We start from the raw sequence: 13,428 nt of genomic DNA, 5'->3' as shown, positions 1-13,428 counted from the left end.
CGGTCGCGCACGTGATCGCCAGTATGCCCGGAATGGGACCGTTGCTGGGGACTGAGTTCATCGCCCGCACCGGCGGGGACATGGACGCCTTCGGCAGTACGGGCCGCCTCGCCGGAGTCGCCGGTCTCGCACCGGTCCCACGTGACTCAGACCGGATCAGCGGCAACATGCGCCGGCCACACCGCTACCACCGTCGGCTCGACGTCCTACGGGCTCTCATACGGGACCAACGACAATGGACTCCCGAGCCACCCCCGCTGCACACAACCGCCGCGGGACGTTCGTGGCTCCCGGCCGGATCAAGGGCCGAAGTCACTCCGTCTGCAAGTCATAGGCTCCGTCGTGGAACGTGAAGAACGACGGCTTGCCGTCGTCCTCCTCGCGGATGTATCCGCCGTATCCGGGATCTTCAACGTGGGGCGCCAGCAGGTCCAGGATCGTGACGAGTTCACCGATGTCGTCGTCCAGCCAGAAGTTGCGAGTGAACAGGCCCCAGGCATCGCGGTTTCCGCGCGACTGGCGCTGCAGGGACGCGAAGTCCCCGCCCGGAAGCCAGCTGTCTGGGCTCAGGACGAGCAGCGGATAGGGGTGCTCGTTCGCATCGAGGTGCGGCGGACGGTCTGCGGTTGCGCCTGTGTGCCACTGCAGCGCGGCCAGGACGGTCTCGGGCGTGCCATCCCGAAGAAAACAGGCGAATACCACTTCGTAGTGCAGGCTCACGGATGCATTGTCCGACGGGGCTCTGACAACCATGCTCCCGCGGCGGCCAGGGACGCGGTATCGGCCCTCTTCGGCGTGCTGCCGCCTCCTTGGCTGCTTGACAAGACGATTGGGGAATCAGTCACAGTACGCACGATCGGGTGTTCCGTGTCACGGAACCTTGACCGTTTGCCACTGAAAGTTGATCACCTGGGGAGGTTGCACGTCAGCCTTCGTCCGCACTGGACAGAGCTTCGGTGATCATGCGGGTGGCGAAGTCGCGGTCGTCGGTGAGTCGGTTGATGTGCTCCGCGAGCAGGAAGGCGGTGGCTTCCAGGGGATTCATCTCGTCCTTGGTCCAGGATCCGTACTGCTTGCGCCACAGGCTGGGGCTCAGGCCGGTGCCTGCAGCGACCAGCAGGCCGGCCATGGTGGGAATGGCCTCGGGACGGACGCTCTTGGGCATCATGCGCATCGTGGCCACGAGGTTGGGCACCACGCACTCGATGACGTCCTTGCCGTGGTCCTCGTAGGCCATCCGCAGCCACTGCATGAACATGTAGATGAGCGTGCACACGCCGTCCAGCACGTCATCGACTCCGCCGGGGCCCAGGGACCCGGCGAACTGGTCGGTCAGCGCTTGTTGTTCAGCGTCGGTCTGGGTCTTGCCGTCGTAGATGGCTTTGAGCCGAGAGTCGATCATCATGAGCGCTGCACCCACATCGCCGGCGGGAGCGTGCTCGGGGTCGCAGGACGATGACACAGGATTCCCTCCTCAGCTGACCGTGCGCAGCACAGCGTGTCCGTACAGTAGCCCGCCGATGATCCGAGGTTCTGACGAATCCCGATGAAGGCCTTTGGGCGGCCGTACTCAGACCGGCTGAAGGTGCCCTGCACCACTCAACCTTCGACGGCACACGCTCAAGATCCGGTGGTACAGGACATCGAGGGCTTCGAGCAGGGCCTCCGGCATGGCCAGAACTGACTGGAGACTCCCCGGGCGGGCGAGCAGCCGTGGTATCGCCGTGGAGACCACGGGGGCAGCGCAGTACAGAGACCCCATGGCAATCGACGGCAGCAACTGGTTCGACAGCAACAGCACGACGCGGTACGACCACATCAAAACGGTCGGAACACTCCCGCGGCAGATCACTCGTGATGAACGAGTCGTGCGGCGCGGCTGCGCCGTCGGTCTCGCGATCCAGGGACTGGGGCAGCCCTGGTTCTCCTTCCACCACCGGCCGCCGGCCGTGGCCTTTGGGCGCGCCGCGTGCCGGCTCGCCTCCGCCTGACCTACGAACGCGCCAGCATGCCCACTGCCTCGGGGATTTTCCGTTCAGGCACTTCAGGCCAGAGGCAGCTGACCGAGCGGCCGACCGCGGTCGGCCTGCGCCTCCAGCAGAGCAGCCACGTCCGGCCCCCGCGTGAAGACGGCGCCGTCCCAGTACGCCGGGACCGCCACGGGCGTGAGGCGCACCTCGGTGCCGTGGACGCGCGCGGCGTCGAAGAGAGTCTGCAGCATCTGCACGCCCGCCAGGTCGAGCGCGCCGATGCGGGCATGCCACGTCGGGGTCTCAGGATCGTACGTGGCGATCGTGCGGAGCCTGCCCAGTTGCTCCTGCCATTGAGGATCGGCGGTCGGCGCTGTCCGGATGATGGCCTCCAACACCCATGCACTCTCATGGGAGTTCGGCGAACTGGTCATGCCAGGGACGGTAGACGTCACCACTGACAACTCACCCAGTCAGGTGAATCCGGAGCCTGAGCAGAACCCGCCGTACACGAACACGTACTGACAGACGTGGACCCGATTCGAGAAGCGCACCTGTCCGAACCCGGCCCCCTCCTCATCGACGTGGCGGGCTTCGACGATGCCACCGCCTTGGCCTTCCAGGCCGCGATCGCCCGAACCTGGGGGACCTCGACCGCCGAGCGCACCACCCGGGATGCCGGCCGGCCCGGGATGCGGCTGCGGATGTACACCGATCTGCGGCAGGTCCTTGAGGAGGCCTCCTCGTCGGAGCGGGCTGCGGGTGAAGTCGCTGCAGGATAAGGCGACTTCGTCGAGGCTGTTCAGAGAAGGCGCAGGACGCCGACGACCTTGCCGAGAATCTGCGCCGGGTCGCCGGGATCAGCGCGTAGGACGGGTAGCAGGGCATGAGCCACGCCCGCCCGTTCTGCCGGCGCAGCACCTTGATGGTGGCCTCGTCCTCCAGGAGCGCGGCGACGATGTCGCCGTGGTCGGCGCTGTCCTGCCGTCTGACGGTCACGATGTCGCCGCCGCAGATCGCCGCGTCGATCATGGAGTCGCCGGACACCGGAAACCGACGAGTTCGCCGAATCTCGGAGGACTCTGAGTGGGAACCGACGGCAATTTTGCCCTGTCGCGTTGAGTCTGGCGCGGGTTCGCTCGCATGTCCTGGGCAAGGTTCTTCCGTTGTCCGCATCGTCGGTCTGGCGTGCGGTGAAGACATCTACCTGACGCGGTGTGGGCTCTCGGTGATCACGTGCGGGGGCAGTCTGGTCCGTGGCAGGATGACGGCCGTTGCCCCGCGAGGTCGACGCCCCGTAGGCGTCCGAAAGGGCTGCGTGCGAAGCGACGGGTGGGGGAGCTGAGACATGGTCGCTTTCTACTCCTCCGCGCTGGACGGAGTCGCCGCCAACCCGGCCCTTCCCACACCGCTGCTGCTGCGACTGATCGCCTTCGACGGCGGGGGCCACGGCCCTCCCTTCCAAGCCCTCCACCGGCCGGGGCTGCCCGAGCCGGCCGTGGCGGCTGTCCTCACCCACCCGGTCCTGAACGCGCGAGTCCAGTTCGCGACGAGCGGCCAGGCAGATGCCGAGCAGCGGGCCCGGCTCGCGGACGACCCCTCGCCCAAGGTGCGGGCCGCCGTCGCAAACGGACCCGAGTGGACCCACAATCACCGGACGAAGGTCCGTCCGCTGCCGGACGCCGTGTGTGGGCGTCTCCTGGAAGATCCCGAACCCTCCGTGCGGAGCGCGCTGTTGCACTCGCGCCACTTGGCGCCGTCCTTCCTCGCCTCCCTGGTCCGACATCCTGAGCCAGCCGCACGACATGCCGCCTTGCGTGTCTGGGACGAATTGACGCCGGACGGGCGTACCACGCTGCTCGACGACCCCGACCCCGAGGTACGGCGGTCTGCCGCGCTGTGCGCATGTCCTCACGATGCACGGCTCACGGCGGCGCTGCTCCGCGACCCCGCCGCCCTGCCCGAGGCGCTGAGCCAGGGGGTTCTCAATCGCGCGGACGCCGAGCGGTTCCTCGCCGAGGGCGTCCACCTGGTCGAACTCGCCGGTAATCCGTCCCTGCCGGCCGACCTCGGAGACCGTCTCGCCGTCGACCCCGACGAGAGGGTGCGGCTCGCCGTCTCCCTCCGGCCCGAGCTGACCGAAGCCCAACGCGCGGCGATCGACTTCACAGTGGCCCCCCACTCACGGGACGATGTGGACTGGGTGGCGGCTGGCATCGCCGATCAGGACGTGCTGCACCAGGCCGCGACTTCCGCCCATCCTCTGCTGCGCCGCGCCGCGGCCCGCAGCCCCCATCTGCCGCCCGATCTCCTGCGGCTTCTGGCCGCGGACACGGATGTCGTCGTGCGCACCCACCTGGCCGTGCATCACCCCGACACCCCGGAGGAGGTCCTGATGAGCGTGTACGCACGGCTCGGCGGGACGTTCTCCGCTTGGATGGCGACCGGCCATCGCCGCTTCGCTCGCCGGCCGCTTCGCGGACCATCCGGACGGGAAATACCGACAGCTGGCAGTCCGCGACCCCGCCGCCGGCCCCGACCTGATCGAGCGGCTCAGCCACGACCCGGACGTCTGGACGCGCCAGGCGGCGGCCCGCGACTCGCGCCTGCCACTCCCCCGGCTCCTGGAGGCCCTCGCCCTGCCCGAGTTGGCCTCCAGCGCGGGTGCCAACCCGGCCCTTCCCCCGGCTGAGATGGCCGTGGTCATGGACGAGGCCGGGGTGCCCGCATGACGACGGGCGCCTGGAGCGACGCGGGTGAGGTGCTTGCGGCCGATCTGCACCTGCAACAGCACGGTCACCGGACAGGTCAGAGATTGGGTGTCGGCGCCTTCTGCCAGATGGCTAGAAGAGGCGGGCGCGCATGTGCTGCGTGAGGTTCTCGAGGATCTCGCGCAGCCACGGGGTGCGGACGGCCGGCAGCCGGACCAGGGTGTGTTGGAACATTCCCAGGTCGGCTCGGAACAGGTGACGGGGGCGCGGCGCGGGCGGGTCGTCGCGGAGGATGCCGTCGGGGATGTGGCCCGACGCGGGGACGGGTGGGTGCGGTTCGGGGGAGGCCAGCCACAGCCACACCCCGAACGGCAGCGGCACCGGGTATGCCGAGGCGGCCGGGCTGGTCGGGGTCCAGGTCTCCCCCGTCTGCGGATGGGTCGGCACGAGGAGGATGTCGGCGTCCCTGTCGGGGGCGGGCCGTTCCGGTCCGGCCAGGACGGCGCGCCGCGCTGGCGGACCTGCGGGCAGTAGGGCGTCGAGGGCGCGTTGGAACACTTCCGCGATCAGGCCGTCCGGGACGGTCACCGGCCGGCCTTCTGAGGCTGCCAGCAGGTGGGCGAGCGCCCGGCCGGCCGCAGCCTCCCACTGCGGGCTCCATGACCACCAGTGGTTCAGCCCCAGCCGCGATCCCCACGTGGCGATCGGCTCGAACGGGGGCGTGCCCTTCCCCTCCGCCATCAGTTCCGCCCAGGAGAGCGGTGCGGCGTCGGCGTTGTCGACGGCAAGGCGGCGCACGGCGTTTGGGGCGAGCCACACCGCCTGCCAGAGCGAGCAGTCGTCGATCCTGCTCGCCACGGGCAGCCCGCACGCCTCGCAGGCCATGTTGGGGCCGTCGGCCCCGTCGAGGCCGCAGCAATAGCCGCCGCCCTTCTCCGGGATCAGCACGGTGCCGCGGGTATCTCCGGGTGCGATGACGATCGCGCCGGGCGCGCCGTCTGACAGGGCAAAGACCGGCGCATAAATGCCTCGAGCCGCCGCCTCGTCCGCATCGATCTCCTCCCACGTCCGCCACGGCGGCCCCCAGGGCTCCGGGTCCACGGCGAACGTGCTCGACTCCATGAGTACCGGTAGCTGAATCCCATTCCCGTACTTCTGATGGGCGTGGGCCGGCAGGGCGGCCTGGGACAGCGGGGTGGTCAGCCTGGCGCCGCACCCCGCACACACGAAAACGAACAAATGTCCTCCGCTGGGGAAACACGGGCATCGTCGCAGCTCGGCCGCGGCCAGCCAACGTGTTTTTCGTTCGCCGCGGGGCCGGATGTCGGCGTACAGGTGAAAGTGCACAGCCGGGTACGCCGCTACGTACTCGGCGGCGGGGAGCTCTCATGAGCGGGGCCTCCCCGGCTGGGGAGCCGTCACCCGTCGAAGTGCCGCCAGGGGATGCCGAGCCGGTTGAGCGGCTGTAGTGCGCTGCGGTGTTGGGCGCCGATCCAGACGTCGGCCTTCCCCTCGTCCCAGCTGGGTCCGACGCTGGCGATGATGCCGGGGGCAACGAGAAAGTCCGTCGGCGCGTCGGCGGGCGACAGGAATGGTCGGAGAGGCACGCGCTGTAGGCAGCTCTCGAGCGCCGGAAGGAGGTGCCTGGGAAGGTCGTCGCACGTTTCCGCATACCTGAGTGGGCACATTGGCGTGTACGCCGACACCGGAACGCCGCCACGGCATGGAGCATCAGGTCCAGCGCGAACGGGTACCGGCTGTCACCCAAGTCCAGGATCGGCGATGCCTGAAAGTCGTTCTCGAACCCAGGCGTGCTTCATCCTGGTCTGGACCGCGCGGCCGCTGTCAGTGGCCTCTGTCAGGATTCCTCGGTCAGCACCATGATCGGGAGAGACTATGGGCACTTGGGACGTCGGCCCCTTCGACAACGACACCGCAGCGGACTTCTGCGGTGACCTTGACGAGGCAGCCGCAGGCGAACGCGAGGGCATCGTTCGCGGCGCTCTCACACGTGTGATCGACACTGCGGACTACCTCGAAGCACCCGAATCGGATGTGGTCGTGGTCGTGGCCGCCCTCGTTGCGGCGCAATGTCCCGGAGGTGAGCCTGCCGATCCCGTTTATGGGCCGAAAGAGCCCCTTCCTGATCTCACCGGCCTGCGCGATCTCGCCCTCCGTGCCCTCGACCGGGTCCTGACCGAGCCGTCCGAGCTGATGGAGCTATGGGCCGAGTCGGATGGCGGCCCCTGGCGTGCGAACATCCGCCAGTTGCAGAACGTGCTCCTGCCACAGTCTCCCGGAGAACAGCCCAGCCTGATCTGACCACCGCAACCGCTTCTCGAGTCCTACCTGAAAGGCCACCATGAGCTGGGACGTGCTCCTCCTCCGCCTGCCCGACGACGTCACCTCGATGCACGAACTTCCCGCCGACTGCACTCCGGCCCCGTTGGGCCGGCAATACGACGTGCTCGCGGCTGTCACCCAGGCCGTTCCCGAAGTTGATCTCTCGGACCCCACATGGGGCGAACTTTCCGGCCCCACTTGGTCCATCGAACTCAACATCGGCTCAGAAGACCCGGTGGACTCGATCATGCTTCACATCCGGGGCTCCGGCGACGACGTGCTGGCACCCGTCTTCCGTCTTGCCGAGGCGCTGCGGTGCAAGGTGCTCGACTGCGCGGAAGGGGACCTGATCACTCCGGGACAACTATCAGGCTGGCACGCCTTCCAGCAGTTCCGCGATCGAGTGCTCGGACCCTCTCAGTGATGCCTCGCGATCGCGGCACTGGCATGCGCCCCATGCACCCTGAAGCCCGATCGATCCTTGAGGGCCTGCTCCCGCCCGGTCGGGTGATCACATCCGATGAAGGTGACGGAGACGTACAGCCCCTGTGGCTCAGTGACGGGCCGACCACGGCTGAGCTGTGGACTCAGATGCTCGCCGAACACTCACGCTCCGGCCTGTGGCCGCTGCTGCTCGACTCGCTGGATCCGAGCGAGGGCGAATTCCGCCCATGGGGATCCGGGGAGATTTTCCCCGAGCAGATGTCTTCCCCAGCGGACCACGACCCTGCTGGCCTTCTCGCACAGTGGTGGGCGACCTATACAGCCGTCGATGAAGACGACGACATGCTCGACACCCGCAGGCGCCTAGCCGTCACGGCTCCCTTCGGGCAGAACTGGCCAGGCCTCGCGCCCAGCCGAGAGACCAAATTGAGCCCCGGCCAACTGGCTGCCGAGTACGCCCAGACGTTCCTTTCCGATCGCCCCCAGTCACGCCTGGGGCTGGTGTCCGCCGCCTCCGGCGCCGACGCTCTTACGGCCGCAGGCTGGTCCGGCCCCGCCAACTATGACAACGACACGGCGAAGTTCTCCGCGGTCGTCCGCGACTGGGAAGACCGGTTCGCCGCCCGAATCGTCGCAGTCGGCTTCGACACCCTGCACCTCAGCATCGCTGCGCCACCGATGACCAAGGAGGACGCCCTCCTGGTCGCAGCCGAGCACTTCGCCTTCTGCCCCGACAACATCTGGCAGGGCAGTCGGCCGTACACACTGGTCGCATACGCAGAGCGAATCACTGGTGCCCATAACTGGGACTTCTGGTGGGACTGACGCATTCTCCACCTGGGAAACGATCAACCGCGCGGCGGATTCCGGGTCTGTACGGTCAACGGTGGATCTTCGAGTAGGAAGTAACACCTGATGACAGACGTGACCGTCTCGGCTGAGGCCGTGGAGGAAGTACAGCCCGCGGGGCTGAAGTTGGACGCTCTGGACGACCAGCTGATCAGTCAGCAGGTGTTTCGCGACCGCGCACGGCACCGTGTCCACGTAGCACTGTCGGCACGTTCGCAGGTGCTGTTCGTAGGCAGTACGGGATTCCTGAAGGGCGTCTCCCTCAGTTCGTGTAAACCTCGGCCCGGTCCACGCTCACGAACGCGGCCTGGGACTGGGCGTTGCGCTCCCCAATCACCCGGATCCGCAGGGTGTGCGTGCCGTAGGGGAGTTTGGGGCTGACGTACTGGAGGGTCTCGCCGGTGCGGATCGCGCCGTAGAAGTCGACGCGTTGTTCCGTGCCGCCGTCGACGCTGACAGCGGCGATGCCGTTGCCGGTGTCGCGGACGGACAGCAGGGCGATACGGGTGCCGGTGAAGGTGAACGTGGCGGTGTTGCCCGCCCGGTCGCTCCAGTGGTCGTCGCTCCAGAAGCACTGGGTGGCGCAGCCGGTACCGCTGTTCCAGGTGCCCGTGTAGGCGACGGTTCCCGCGCCGCTGGAGCGGCCGTCGTCGTTGATCCAGTAGGTGCCGGAGCCCGGGTCGCCGGAGGGCAGGTCCTGGGTGGCGCCGAGGGCGAGCGGGCGACCGAGGTTCGGGCTGCCGTCAGCGTTCCAGGTGATCTTCTGGGCGCGGGTCGTGCGGTCGGTGTAGGTGTACGTCGAGGTTGTCTTGGCGTGGTAGACCATCCAGTCCTCCGTGCCGTCGGGGGACTTGAAGAAGGCGTGGTGGCCGGGGCCGTAGACGCCGCGGTCGTCGGCTCGGGAGAACAGCGGTTCGTTGTGCTGGGTCCAGGACGCGGGCCGCAGCGGGTCTCCGCCGTTGGGCAGGGACAGCATCCAGACCTGGTAGTCCGGCTTGCCGGTGTCGCAGGTCGAATACGTCATCCAGGTACGGCCGTTGCGGTTGAGGAACTCCGGGCCCTCGCGAACCTCGGGGCAGCCGCCTGCGGCGTCGAGGGCGACCGCGTTGCCGGAGACGGTGTACGGGTTGGCCATCGGGGCGACGTTGAGGCCGTTGTGCTGGTACTGGTTGATGCCGCTGTAGGCCAGGTAGAGGCGGCCGTTGTGCTGGAACACGGCCGGGTCGATGGCGAAGTCGGAAGCGTGGTTCGGTGGGGTGAGCTTGGCCTTGAAGTGGTACGGGCCGGCCGGGTCGTCGCCGTCGGACTCCAGGACGTAGAGCCGGTGGTGGTCGTCGATGCCGTCGTCGGCGGTGTAGTAGAGGTACCAGCGGTCGCCGAAGCGGTAGAACTCCGGGGCCCAGATGTTGCGGTTGCGGGAAGGGTCGGTGTCCGTCCAGACGGTCACCGGATCTGCGGTGAGCAGAGTGCTCAGCGAGGGCGAGCGCCACATGCGGATGCTGCCGCCCTGGGTGGTGGTGAGGTAGTAGTTGCCCTTGAAGTGCGTCATGTACGGGTCGGGGCCGGGGTTGAGCGGGTTGCGGAACGTCCCCGTCGCGGCAGCCTTCGGCTTGGATGCGGCGGTCGACGACGGGACGACGGCGAGGCCGAGCAGGAGGGCCAGGAGGACTGCCAGGAGGGTACTGCGAGGGCGGGTACGCACGAATGACTCCTCACATCGATGTAAACGAACGGCGACAGGTACTCACTGGCCGCCGAGACCGGTCGTCGCCACGGACTTCACGATGTGCCGCTGGAAGAACATGAAGACCACGACGAGGGGCAGGGCGGCCAGAACTGCGGAGGCCATGGACTGGGCGTACTGGATGCCGTAGGCGTCCTTCACGGAGGTGATGCCGACCGGCAGGGTCATCAGGGCCGGGTCGGACGTCGACACGAACGGCCACAGGAAGTTGTTCCACGCGCCGATGAACACGAAGATCGCGACGGCGGCGAGCATCGGACGGGACAGCGGGAGCAGTACCGACCAGAAGACGCGCCAGTGGCCGGCCCCGTCGATGCGTGCCGCCTCCTCCAGCTCCTTTGGCAGCGAGTCGAAGCGCTTCTTCAGGATGAACACCATCACCGGTGCCACGGTCTGCGGCAGGATCACCGCGGCGTAGGTGTCGAGCAGGTGCAGGCTGAGCATCTGTTGGAACCACGGCACGATGAGCAGCTGGGGCGGGACGAGGACGGCGGCCATGGTGAGGGCGAAGAGCCGGCGCCGGCCGGCGAAGTGGGTGCGGGAGAAGGCGTATCCGGCCATCGCCGAGACCAGCACCGTGATCACGGTGACGGCGGCCGAGATGAGGGAGCTGTTGAGCATCCACAGCGGCAGGTCCCCGCGCTTCCAGACGGTGCTGAAGCCGTCGAAGGTCAGTCCGTTTGGGGGCCGGAACCAGTGGTCGGGGTCGCTCGCGTCCTGCTCGGTCTTGAAGGCGGTCAGCAGCGCCCACGCCATGGGCAGCAGCCACACCACGGCCATCACGGTGAGCGCGGCCAGGGCCAGCAGGCGGGAGGTTCTGCCCTCCCCGAGGCTGAGGTGCTTACGCCCTCGTGGTGCGCGGCGCCGGGCAGTCAACTCCCTTACCTGGCCGGTGACTTGAGGGGCGGGGCGGACGGGCAGTCCGGTGGAGGTCATGTCACTTCTCCCGGCGACGGAGGGCGGTGTACTGGGCGGCGGAGACGAGGATGACGAGGGCGAAGAAGATGTAGCTGATCGCCGAGGCGTAGCCGAGCCGATAGCCCGTGAAGCCGACGTCGTACACGTACTCGATCACCGGGCGTGTGGAGTTGTTGGGGCCACCCTTGGTCAGCAGGTACACCTGGTCGAATTCCGGGCATGTCGGAGCGCGCGGTGCGCACCATGTCGTTGAGCAGGCCGCCGTCGGCCCCGCTGAACAGGTCCCAGAGGCGCACGGTCGACTCGTCGGCGGCGAGTGCGGATCCGCAGCCGCTGAGCGCGCCGGCACCGAGGACCGCGGCCCCAGAGGCGAGGGCGCTCGTGAGCAGGCGGCGCCTGGTCGGTCCGGGGCGACCGACTGGTGCGGGCAGGCCGGTCATGGGGCTCCTTCCCCGGGGCGACGGGAGGGGGTGGGAGTGGGCCTCGCCCTCTGCCGCCGCCGTCCGGTTTTACATCGATGTAATTGACGGGCAGGGTTCACTGCTTCCGCAGTGGGGTCGGTGGGGCTACGGCGCCTGTTCGAAGGCTGCCGGGCGCAGCTGGGCGTCCCGCAGCCGTGCGGTGTCGACCTTGTCGGTGCGGTCGAAGCGGTAGACGCCGTTGCGTTCCTGGAAGACGTCGGTGAGCTGGGTGTAGCAGTAGCCGAACATGTCCGGGTCCTCCAGCAGTACGCCGGTCAGGCCGGCGAAGCGGTCGATGAACTCCTCGGCGCTGCGCGGCCGTTCGCCGTATCCCCAGGAGGTGTCCGGCTCGTTGCCCGCCGCGGCCGCCGCCTGCGGGTCCCACCAGATGCCGCCGAACTCGCTGCAGAAGTACGGCTGTCCGCGGTAGGGCACCGACCAGGGCCGTCCGTCCGGGCCCCGGTTGGTGTAGGGCCGGTCCTGCGCCAGGCCGTCCATCGTCTTGGCGAAGGCGGTCGGGTCCTGCTCGTAGCAATGGGAGTCGTACACGTCGGTCTCCGCCACCCGGTGCGCGTAGCCGGAGGCGTCGATCACCGGGCGGGTCGGGTCGGCCTGCTTGGTGGCCAGGAACATCGCCCGGGTGACGTCGTCGAGTTGGGTGATGCGGTCGTGCAGGGGCTGGTACGTCTCGTTCAGCGGGCACCAGCCGACGATCGACGGGTGGGAGTAGTCACGCTCCAGGGCCTCCAGCCACTGCGTGACGTAATTGGCGTCGGGGCGCTGGTTGTCGTCGCGGACGCCGACCTCGCAGCCCCAGTCGCCGAACTCGCCCCAGACCAGGTAGCCGAGCCGGTCGGCGTGGTAGAGGTAGCGCTCCTCGAAGACCTTCTGGTGCAGGCGGGCGCCGTTGAAGCCGGCGCGCAGGCCCAGTTCGATGTCCCGGACCAGGTCGGCGTCGCTCGGGGCAGTCATCAGGCCGTCCGGGTAGTAGCCCTGGTCGAGGACGAGGCGCTGGAAGACGGGGGTGCCGTTGAGCAGCAGCCGCTTGCCGTGGACGGCAACCGAGCGCAGTCCGGCGTAGGAGCGTGCCGCGTCGACGACCGCGCCGTCGACGTCGAGGACTTCCAGGGTCAGGTCGTACAGGTGGGGATCCTGCGGGGACCAGACGCGCAGGCGGTCGGCGGGCAGCGGCAGGACGAGCCTGGGGCACAGGTCGAGGTCCGCGCGGGCCTCGACGGCGGTGATGTCCCCCTGGCCGTCGGCGAGCGTGGCGCGGACGCGGTGGCCGGGCGCGTTGGCGGTCAGCGGCAGTTCCAGGAAGAAGGAGGCGGAGGCCAGGTCGGGGGTGATGCGCGGGCGCTTGAGGGCGACGGCGCGCGGTACGGCCTCCAGCCACACGGTCTGCCAGATGCCGGTGGTACGGGTGTAGTGGCAGTGGGAGTTGGCGTACCAGGTGGCCTGCTTGCCACGCGCCTGGACGCCGTGGCGGCTGTCCCGGGCCCGTACGACGATCGTCAGCTCCTCGCCGGGTACGGCGATGTCGCCGAGGTCGGCGGTGAAGGGCGTGAAACCGCCGCGGTGCCGGGCGACTTCGCTGCCGTTGGCCCAGACCGTGGTGTCGTGGTCGACCGCCCCGAAGTGCAGCAGAACGCGGGCGTCGGACCAGTCGGCGGGCACGGTGACCGTTCTGCGGTACCAGACGGCCTCCAGGAAGTCGGTCTCCCCGATCCCGGACAGCACCGACTCGGGGCAGAAGGGGACGACGATCGTGCCGGTGAGGTCGCGTGCTGGCAGGCCGCGCTCCAGGCCGGTGTCCGAGCGGTCAATCTCGAACTGCCACTCGCCGTTGAGGTTGAGCCAGGCCTCACGGACGAACTGCGGCCTGGGATGTTCGGGGCGGGGCGGGTCCGGGAGGTGCGGGACGGACATGGTGCTCCTTGCATCGAGAGTGCCGGCCGGTGCGAGGCTCATGCCACCATGGGATTTAT

The 13,428-nt window shown here is 68.5% G+C and carries 14 protein-coding genes and 3 pseudogenes; 7 read left to right on the top strand and 10 right to left on the bottom strand.

The genetic code is table 11. The features are described 5' to 3' along the window. Window positions 1–5: 5 nt before the first annotated feature. Window positions 6–200: pseudogene (locus ACFV7R_RS38475) on the top strand (transposase); the annotation flags it as partial. Window positions 201–312: 112 nt separating this feature from the next. Here ACFV7R_RS38475 and ACFV7R_RS38470 read toward each other — a convergent pair. Both ACFV7R_RS38470 and ACFV7R_RS38465 read right to left on the bottom strand, forming a co-directional pair. Further along, entirely contained in the window at window positions 313–720 is a 408-nt protein-coding gene (locus tag ACFV7R_RS38470; protein WP_385272662.1) for a hypothetical protein, read from the bottom strand. 205 nt (window positions 721–925) lie between these two features. Beyond that, entirely contained in the window at window positions 926–1,462 is a 537-nt protein-coding gene (locus ACFV7R_RS38465) for a hypothetical protein (protein ID WP_385272659.1), read from the bottom strand. 298 nt (window positions 1,463–1,760) lie between these two features. Between ACFV7R_RS38465 and ACFV7R_RS38460 the strand changes: the two genes are divergently transcribed. Then, window positions 1,761–1,991, top strand: coding sequence for a hypothetical protein (locus ACFV7R_RS38460; RefSeq protein ID WP_385272656.1), 231 nt, complete (start codon window positions 1,761–1,763; stop codon window positions 1,989–1,991). A gap of 53 nt (window positions 1,992–2,044) precedes the next feature. Here ACFV7R_RS38460 and ACFV7R_RS38455 read toward each other — a convergent pair whose 3' ends face one another. Then, entirely contained in the window at window positions 2,045–2,404 is a 360-nt protein-coding gene (locus ACFV7R_RS38455; protein ID WP_385272653.1) for a hypothetical protein, read from the bottom strand. Window positions 2,405–2,500: 96 nt separating this feature from the next. Here ACFV7R_RS38455 and ACFV7R_RS38450 point away from each other — a divergent pair, with 96 nt between their 5' ends. Then, window positions 2,501–2,752 (top strand): DUF6207 family protein, encoded by a 252-nt coding sequence (locus ACFV7R_RS38450; protein ID WP_385272650.1) that lies wholly within the window; start codon window positions 2,501–2,503, stop codon window positions 2,750–2,752. 20 nt (window positions 2,753–2,772) lie between these two features. On the opposite strand, the pseudogene ACFV7R_RS38445 reads toward ACFV7R_RS38450, so the two are convergent. Continuing rightward, window positions 2,773–3,017, bottom strand: a pseudogene (locus ACFV7R_RS38445) (LexA family protein); the annotation flags it as partial. Window positions 3,018–3,318: 301 nt separating this feature from the next. On the opposite strand from ACFV7R_RS38445, the gene ACFV7R_RS38440 reads away from it, so the two are divergent. Next, window positions 3,319–4,662, top strand: a complete 1,344-nt coding sequence (locus tag ACFV7R_RS38440) for a Mucin-2 (protein ID WP_385272647.1) — start codon at window positions 3,319–3,321, stop codon at window positions 4,660–4,662. 151 nt (window positions 4,663–4,813) lie between these two features. On the opposite strand, the gene ACFV7R_RS38435 is transcribed toward ACFV7R_RS38440, so the two are convergent. Together ACFV7R_RS38435 and ACFV7R_RS38430 are read right to left on the bottom strand one after the other, a co-directional pair. Then, window positions 4,814–5,920 (bottom strand): hypothetical protein, encoded by a 1,107-nt coding sequence (locus ACFV7R_RS38435; protein WP_385272644.1) that lies wholly within the window; start codon window positions 5,918–5,920, stop codon window positions 4,814–4,816. Window positions 5,921–6,099: 179 nt separating this feature from the next. Further along, entirely contained in the window at window positions 6,100–6,288 is a 189-nt protein-coding gene (locus tag ACFV7R_RS38430; protein WP_385272641.1) for a hypothetical protein, read from the bottom strand. A gap of 289 nt (window positions 6,289–6,577) precedes the next feature. Here ACFV7R_RS38430 and ACFV7R_RS38425 point away from each other — a divergent pair, with 289 nt between their 5' ends. From ACFV7R_RS38425 to ACFV7R_RS38415, 3 genes are read left to right on the top strand one after another with little or no spacing between them, the layout of a single operon-like run. After that, the gene (locus ACFV7R_RS38425) at window positions 6,578–7,003 is read left to right on the top strand and encodes a DUF4259 domain-containing protein (protein WP_385272638.1); all 426 of its coding nucleotides are present in this window, start codon (window positions 6,578–6,580) and stop codon (window positions 7,001–7,003) included. Between the two features lie 40 nt (window positions 7,004–7,043). Beyond that, window positions 7,044–7,448, top strand: a complete 405-nt coding sequence (locus ACFV7R_RS38420) for a hypothetical protein (RefSeq protein WP_385272635.1) — start codon at window positions 7,044–7,046, stop codon at window positions 7,446–7,448. Between the two features lie 32 nt (window positions 7,449–7,480). Continuing rightward, window positions 7,481–8,293 (top strand): DUF4253 domain-containing protein, encoded by an 813-nt coding sequence (locus tag ACFV7R_RS38415; protein ID WP_385272632.1) that lies wholly within the window; start codon window positions 7,481–7,483, stop codon window positions 8,291–8,293. 286 nt (window positions 8,294–8,579) lie between these two features. On the opposite strand, the gene ACFV7R_RS38410 is transcribed toward ACFV7R_RS38415, so the two are convergent. The 4 genes and pseudogenes from ACFV7R_RS38410 to ACFV7R_RS38395 form a co-directional block, all read right to left on the bottom strand. Continuing rightward, complete coding sequence (locus ACFV7R_RS38410) at window positions 8,580–10,019, bottom strand: family 43 glycosylhydrolase (protein ID WP_385272629.1); 1,440 nt, start codon at window positions 10,017–10,019, stop codon at window positions 8,580–8,582. A 42-nt stretch (window positions 10,020–10,061) separates the two neighbouring features. Further along, window positions 10,062–10,997 (bottom strand): carbohydrate ABC transporter permease, encoded by a 936-nt coding sequence (locus ACFV7R_RS38405; RefSeq protein ID WP_385272626.1) that lies wholly within the window; start codon window positions 10,995–10,997, stop codon window positions 10,062–10,064. 1 nt (window position 10,998) lies between these two features. After that, a pseudogene (locus ACFV7R_RS38400) lies at window positions 10,999–11,190 on the bottom strand (carbohydrate ABC transporter permease); the annotation flags it as partial. 355 nt (window positions 11,191–11,545) lie between these two features. Beyond that, entirely contained in the window at window positions 11,546–13,369 is a 1,824-nt protein-coding gene (locus ACFV7R_RS38395) for a glycoside hydrolase family 2 protein (protein WP_385272623.1), read from the bottom strand. Window positions 13,370–13,428: the final 59 nt, after the last annotated feature.

It is taken from the genome of Streptomyces sp. NPDC059866 (assembly GCF_042731325.1).
Classification (GTDB): Bacteria; Actinomycetota; Actinomycetes; order Streptomycetales; family Streptomycetaceae; genus Streptomyces; species Streptomyces flavusporus.
This window is presented reverse-complemented; position numbering and strand designations above follow the sequence as displayed.

Coding starts and splice junctions, on each gene's coding strand:
- ACFV7R_RS38440 (WP_385272647.1), top strand. CDS start 3,319: ATGGTCGCTTTCTACTCCTCCGCGCTGGACGGAGTCGCCGCCAACCCG.
- ACFV7R_RS38415 (WP_385272632.1), top strand. CDS start 7,481: ATGCACCCTGAAGCCCGATCGATCCTTGAGGGCCTGCTCCCGCCCGGT.
- ACFV7R_RS38425 (WP_385272638.1), top strand. CDS start 6,578: ATGGGCACTTGGGACGTCGGCCCCTTCGACAACGACACCGCAGCGGAC.
- ACFV7R_RS38395 (WP_385272623.1), bottom strand. CDS start 13,369: ATGTCCGTCCCGCACCTCCCGGACCCGCCCCGCCCCGAACATCCCAGG.
- ACFV7R_RS38420 (WP_385272635.1), top strand. CDS start 7,044: ATGAGCTGGGACGTGCTCCTCCTCCGCCTGCCCGACGACGTCACCTCG.
- ACFV7R_RS38405 (WP_385272626.1), bottom strand. CDS start 10,997: ATGACCTCCACCGGACTGCCCGTCCGCCCCGCCCCTCAAGTCACCGGC.
- ACFV7R_RS38455 (WP_385272653.1), bottom strand. CDS start 2,404: ATGACCAGTTCGCCGAACTCCCATGAGAGTGCATGGGTGTTGGAGGCC.
- ACFV7R_RS38460 (WP_385272656.1), top strand. CDS start 1,761: ATGGCAATCGACGGCAGCAACTGGTTCGACAGCAACAGCACGACGCGG.